General features: G+C 67.0%; 6 protein-coding genes. 4 read left to right on the top strand and 2 right to left on the bottom strand.

The window, feature by feature from the left end; all coding sequences use genetic code 11:
• From B2W70_RS06755 to B2W70_RS06740, 4 genes are all read left to right on the top strand, one after another.
• A partial coding sequence (locus tag B2W70_RS06755) for a DUF3619 family protein (protein ID WP_286744082.1) occupies positions 1-335 on the top strand: 335 nt, incomplete at its 5' end.
• 13 nt (positions 336-348) lie between these two features.
• Positions 349-1182: a DUF3106 domain-containing protein gene (locus tag B2W70_RS06750; RefSeq protein WP_160322567.1), complete on the top strand. Its 834-nt coding sequence runs from the start codon at positions 349-351 to the stop codon at positions 1180-1182.
• 63 nt (positions 1183-1245) lie between these two features.
• Positions 1246-1803 carry an RDD family protein gene (locus B2W70_RS06745; RefSeq protein WP_286744079.1) on the top strand — a complete coding sequence of 186 codons (558 nt, stop codon included), beginning with the start codon at positions 1246-1248 and terminating at the stop codon, positions 1801-1803.
• A gap of 47 nt (positions 1804-1850) precedes the next feature.
• Entirely contained in the window at positions 1851-2462 is a 612-nt protein-coding gene (locus B2W70_RS06740; protein ID WP_058088705.1) for a TIGR00730 family Rossman fold protein, read from the top strand.
• A 50-nt stretch (positions 2463-2512) separates the two neighbouring features.
• Here the strand turns inward: B2W70_RS06740 and B2W70_RS06735 are convergent, their stop codons facing one another.
• Together B2W70_RS06735 and B2W70_RS06730 are read right to left on the bottom strand one after the other, a co-directional pair.
• Entirely contained in the window at positions 2513-2851 is a 339-nt protein-coding gene (locus B2W70_RS06735; RefSeq protein ID WP_058088704.1) for a P-II family nitrogen regulator, read from the bottom strand.
• 56 nt (positions 2852-2907) lie between these two features.
• The coding region (locus B2W70_RS06730) for an NAD+ synthase (protein ID WP_286744075.1) at positions 2908-4305 on the bottom strand (1398 nt) is incomplete at its 5' end.

The following is a 4305-nucleotide window of genomic DNA, read 5'->3' as shown; positions in this document are numbered from 1 at the left end:
GTCAGGCGCGCCAACCTGGCCACGGTCGCCGCCTCGACGACGGCCCGCTCTCGTGGGGGTGGAAGCTGGCCTCGGCTTTGCCGGTGCTGGCCCTGGTGGCCGGACTTTGGCTGGTGCACGCCTACCACGACCAGGAAAAAGTCGAAGCCACGGCCGACATCGACACCGCCATCCTGACCGACGAGTTGCCCCCGGACGCCTACGCGGACCCGGGCTTCGAAGAGTTCCTGCGAGGGGACGAGCGCACGCCGATGCGCCCCATCGAAGAAGCGATTCCCGAAGCAGATGGTGACCTCAGCAGCACCGACACCGAAGCCGCCGAGATCACCCCCTGAGGACGCCCAGCGCATGATTGATTCGTCCTCACCATCCCGATCGCTCTTGTTGGGCAGCCTGCTGGCACTGGGCTGCCTGGGCCTGCTCGGCGGCCTGGCCTGGCACCCCTCGGCGCAAGCGACCACCAACGCACAGCCTGCCGTCGCCTCGACGTTGGGGGCACCCAGCGACTGGTCCCAGCTCAGCGCCTCGCAGCGCAAGGCGCTGGCCCCCCTGGCCTCGCAATGGGCCAGCCTGGCACCGTCCAGCCGCGTGAAATGGGTTGAAGTGGCTCGCCGGTTCGATCAACTGGCGCCATCCGAACAGGCGCGCGTGCAAGAGCGCATGGCCAGTTGGGCAGCCCTGCCGTCCGACCAGCGGGGCGAAGCCCGCCTGCGCTATCAGCAGTCGCGCCAGCTGCCAGCCGGTCAGCGGCAGGAAAAGTGGCAGGCCTACCAGGCCCTGTCCAGCGAAGAAAAGCAGGACCTCGGCCGCCAGGCCCAGCGCCGCAGCAAACCGGTGATGCTGCCCGATCGGGTGGCCGGCCCGCGCGAGCCCGCCCAGGCCTTTGGCAACAAGCGCACGGCCAGCACCGCCGGCTCCCCCGCCAAGTCCAATACGGTGCCCAATGCCGTGACGGCCAGCCCTCGCCAGCCCACGGTCGTCTCGCCCGCCACCGTCAAGGCGGGCTCTGGCGCCACCACCAACCTGGTGACACGACAGCCCTCGCCCCCCATGCACCAGCAGGTGGGCATGCCCAAGGTCAACGCCGCCAGGGGCTCGGTCGATCCGGTGACCTTGCTGCCACGCACGGGTGCCCAGGGTGCAGCCATGGCCAGCCTGCCGGCTTCAGGACAGCGTCCTTGAATCGGCCCCGGCCAGGCTGTCGACAGCGGTGATATCGTTCGCGGCTGTTGATCGTCACCTCCCATGTCCGTCTTTTCCATCCCATCCCAGGGCGGTCTGAGCTCGGCTCAATTGACCGCCCGAGCCCAGGGCCCCGCCGCTCCGCTCGCCCGCCGCATGGCTGCCTTCACCTACGAGGGCGTTCTGCTTTTTGGCCTTGTGATGGCGGTGGGCGCGCTCTATAGCATCGCAGTCGGGCAGCGCCACGGTCTGCAAGGGCGCGAAGGCATGATGGCGGCTCAATTCGTGTCGCTGGCCGCCTACTTCATGTGGTTCTGGACCCATGGGGGCCAGACCCTGGCGATGCGCACCTGGCAAATTCGCCTGCTCAACGCCTCGGGCGGTCCGATCTCCTTGTGGCAGGCGCTGACGCGCTTTCTGCTTTGCTGGCTGTGGTTCATGCCCGCCTGGCTGGCCGGCTGGCTGGCTGGCTGGCACCAATCCAAGTACCTGCTTGGGGGCATGCTGGTCTGGGCCCTGTTCTACGCCAGCATCTCTCGCTTGCTGCCCAGGCAGCAGTTCCTGCATGACCTCGTTTGCGGCACCCGGGTCATCGACCACCGAGACCAGCTGCCCACCTGAGTCACCGATGGCGCATCACGGCGCCCTGTCCCTTTTCGAGCCTCCTCATGACCTTTTCTCTCTGTGTTTACTGCGGCTCCCGCGATGGCCTGGATCCGGCGCACCTGGCGGCTGCGCGCGAGGTCGGGCGTGAAATCGGTCAACGTGGCTGGCGCCTGGTCTACGGTGGTGGGCACACCGGGCTGATGGGTGCGGTGGCCGACGCAGCGCTGGCCGCTGGCGCCGAGGTCATCGGCATCATCCCCGACAGGCTGATCGAGCGCGAACTCGGTCACGGTGGGGTCACCGAGTTGCAGGTGGTCGGCAGCATGCACGAGCGCAAGCAGAGAATGGCCGAGCAGTCGGATGCTTTCATCGCCCTGCCCGGCGGCATCGGCACCATGGAAGAGATTTTCGAGATCTGGACCTGGCGCCAGCTCGGCTACCACCGCAAGGCCTTGTGCCTGCTCAACGTGGGCGGCTACTACGATGACTTGTTGCGCTTCATCGATCGCAGCGAGGACAGTGGCTTCCTGTGGCCTGACGTGAAGGCCTTGCTGCAAGTGGGCACCGACATCGGCACGCTGCTTGACAGCCTCGCGGCCGAAGCGGCAAGCCTCCAAGCACAAACGCCACCCGACCAGCTGACTGGCACGGGTGGCGTTGCGCCGGGAACCTGAGCCTGCCGAGGGCCGATCAGGCGATCAGCCCTGCAAGCTTGGCCGCGGGATCAGACTGCGGCTTCGTCGGTCTCGCCGGTGCGGATGCGCACGACCTGCTCGACCGAGGTCACGAAAATCTTGCCGTCACCGATCTTGCCGGTCTTGGCGGCCTTGATGATGGCCTCGATGCAGCGCTCGACGTCATCGCCCTTGACCACGACTTCGATCTTGACCTTGGGCAGGAAGTCGACCACGTACTCGGCGCCACGGTACAGCTCGGTGTGCCCCTTCTGGCGACCAAAGCCCTTGACCTCGGTGACGGTCAGGCCAGTCACGCCCACTTCAGCCAGCGCCTCACGGACTTCTTCGAGCTTGAACGGTTTGATGACGGCGGTGATTTGTTTCATGGTGAGAACTCCGGAAGATGCGTCGGTACTGAGGCTTGATTTAAGCACGACTGCCGTCATGCACGAAAGCGGGAGGTGATGGGATAACGCCAGTCTCGTCCGAAGGCCCGGTGTGTGATGCGGATGCCGATGGGGGCCTGGCGGCGCTTGTATTCGTTGACCTTGATGAGGCGGGTGACCTTGTCGACATCGGCGGGGGCAAAACCGGCGGCCACGATCTGCTCGATGGACTGGTCCTGCTCCATGTAACGCTCGAGGATGGCGTCGAGCACGTCGTACTCGGGCAGGCTGTCCTGGTCGGTCTGGTCGGGGCGCAGCTCGGCCGAAGGCGGGCGGGTGATGATGCGCTCGGGGATGGGCTCGACCTGGCCGGCGGCCGCGGCCTGGGCGTTGCGCCAGCGCGAAAGGCGGTACACCAGCGTCTTGGCCAGGTCCTTGATGACGGCAAAACCGCCGGCCATGTCGCCGTAGAGCGTGCAGTAGCCCGTGGCCATCTCGCTCTTGTTGCCGGTGGTCAACACGATGGCACCGGTCTTGTTGGACAGGGCCATGAGCAGCGTGCCGCGAATGCGGGCCTGGATGTTTTCTTCGGTGGTGCCTTCCGCCCGGCCCACGAAGAGCGGCGCCAGAGAGGTCTTGAAGGCCTCGAACTCGGGAGCGATGGCGATCTCGTCGTGGCGCACGCCCAGGCGCTCGGCCATGTCGCGCGCGTCGATCCAGGAGATGTCGGCCGTGTAGGGCGACGGCATCATCACGGTGCGCACCTTGTCGGCGCCCAGGGCATCGACCGCGATCGCCAGCACCAGGGCCGAGTCGATGCCGCCGGACAGACCGATGATGGCGCCGGGGAAGCCGTTCTTGCCCAGGTAGTCGCGCACGCCGGTGACCAGGGCCTGCCAGATCTCGGCTTCAGGCGGCAAGGGCGCGGTCATGGCACCACCAACGTGCCCACCCACCTGCACTCGCAGGTGCAAGGTGGCGACCTCGAAGCTGGGTGCACGGGCCATGACCTGGCCCGACGCATCGACCGCGAACGAAGCGCCATCGAAGACGACCTCATCCTGCCCGCCCACGAGGTGGGCGTACAACAACGGCAGGCGAACCTGGCGGGCGCGCTCGCCCATGCGCTGCTCGCGTTCGGCCAGCTTGCCGGCGTGGAAGGGCGAGGCGTTGAGCACGACCAGGACTTGGGCGCCGGCGGCCGCAGCAACTTGGGCCGGCTCCTCGAACCAGGCGTCTTCGCAGATCAGCACGCCCACCTTCCAGCCATCGGCATCCACCACCAGAGGCTGCAGGCCCGCATCGCGCCCGCTGGCGAAGTAGCGGCGCTCGTCGAAGACCTGGTAATTGGGCAGCTCGCGTTTGGCATAGGTGCCCACCACCTGACCGCCCCGGATGGCGCTGGCGGCATTGAGCAGGCGAGGCACGGCGTGCGAGCGGGTGCGCACACCTTC

This window comes from Aquabacterium sp. UBA2148 (genome assembly GCF_002328915.1).
Lineage (GTDB): Bacteria > Pseudomonadota > Gammaproteobacteria > Burkholderiales > Burkholderiaceae_C > Aquabacterium > Aquabacterium parvum.
The sequence above is the reverse complement of the archived record's forward strand: the minus strand, read 5'-3'. Positions and strand labels throughout refer to the sequence as shown.

Coding starts and splice junctions, on each gene's coding strand:
- B2W70_RS06750 (WP_160322567.1), top strand. CDS start 349: ATGATTGATTCGTCCTCACCATCCCGATCGCTCTTGTTGGGCAGCCTG.
- B2W70_RS06745 (WP_286744079.1), top strand. CDS start 1,246: ATGTCCGTCTTTTCCATCCCATCCCAGGGCGGTCTGAGCTCGGCTCAA.
- B2W70_RS06740 (WP_058088705.1), top strand. CDS start 1,851: ATGACCTTTTCTCTCTGTGTTTACTGCGGCTCCCGCGATGGCCTGGAT.
- B2W70_RS06735 (WP_058088704.1), bottom strand. CDS start 2,851: ATGAAACAAATCACCGCCGTCATCAAACCGTTCAAGCTCGAAGAAGTC.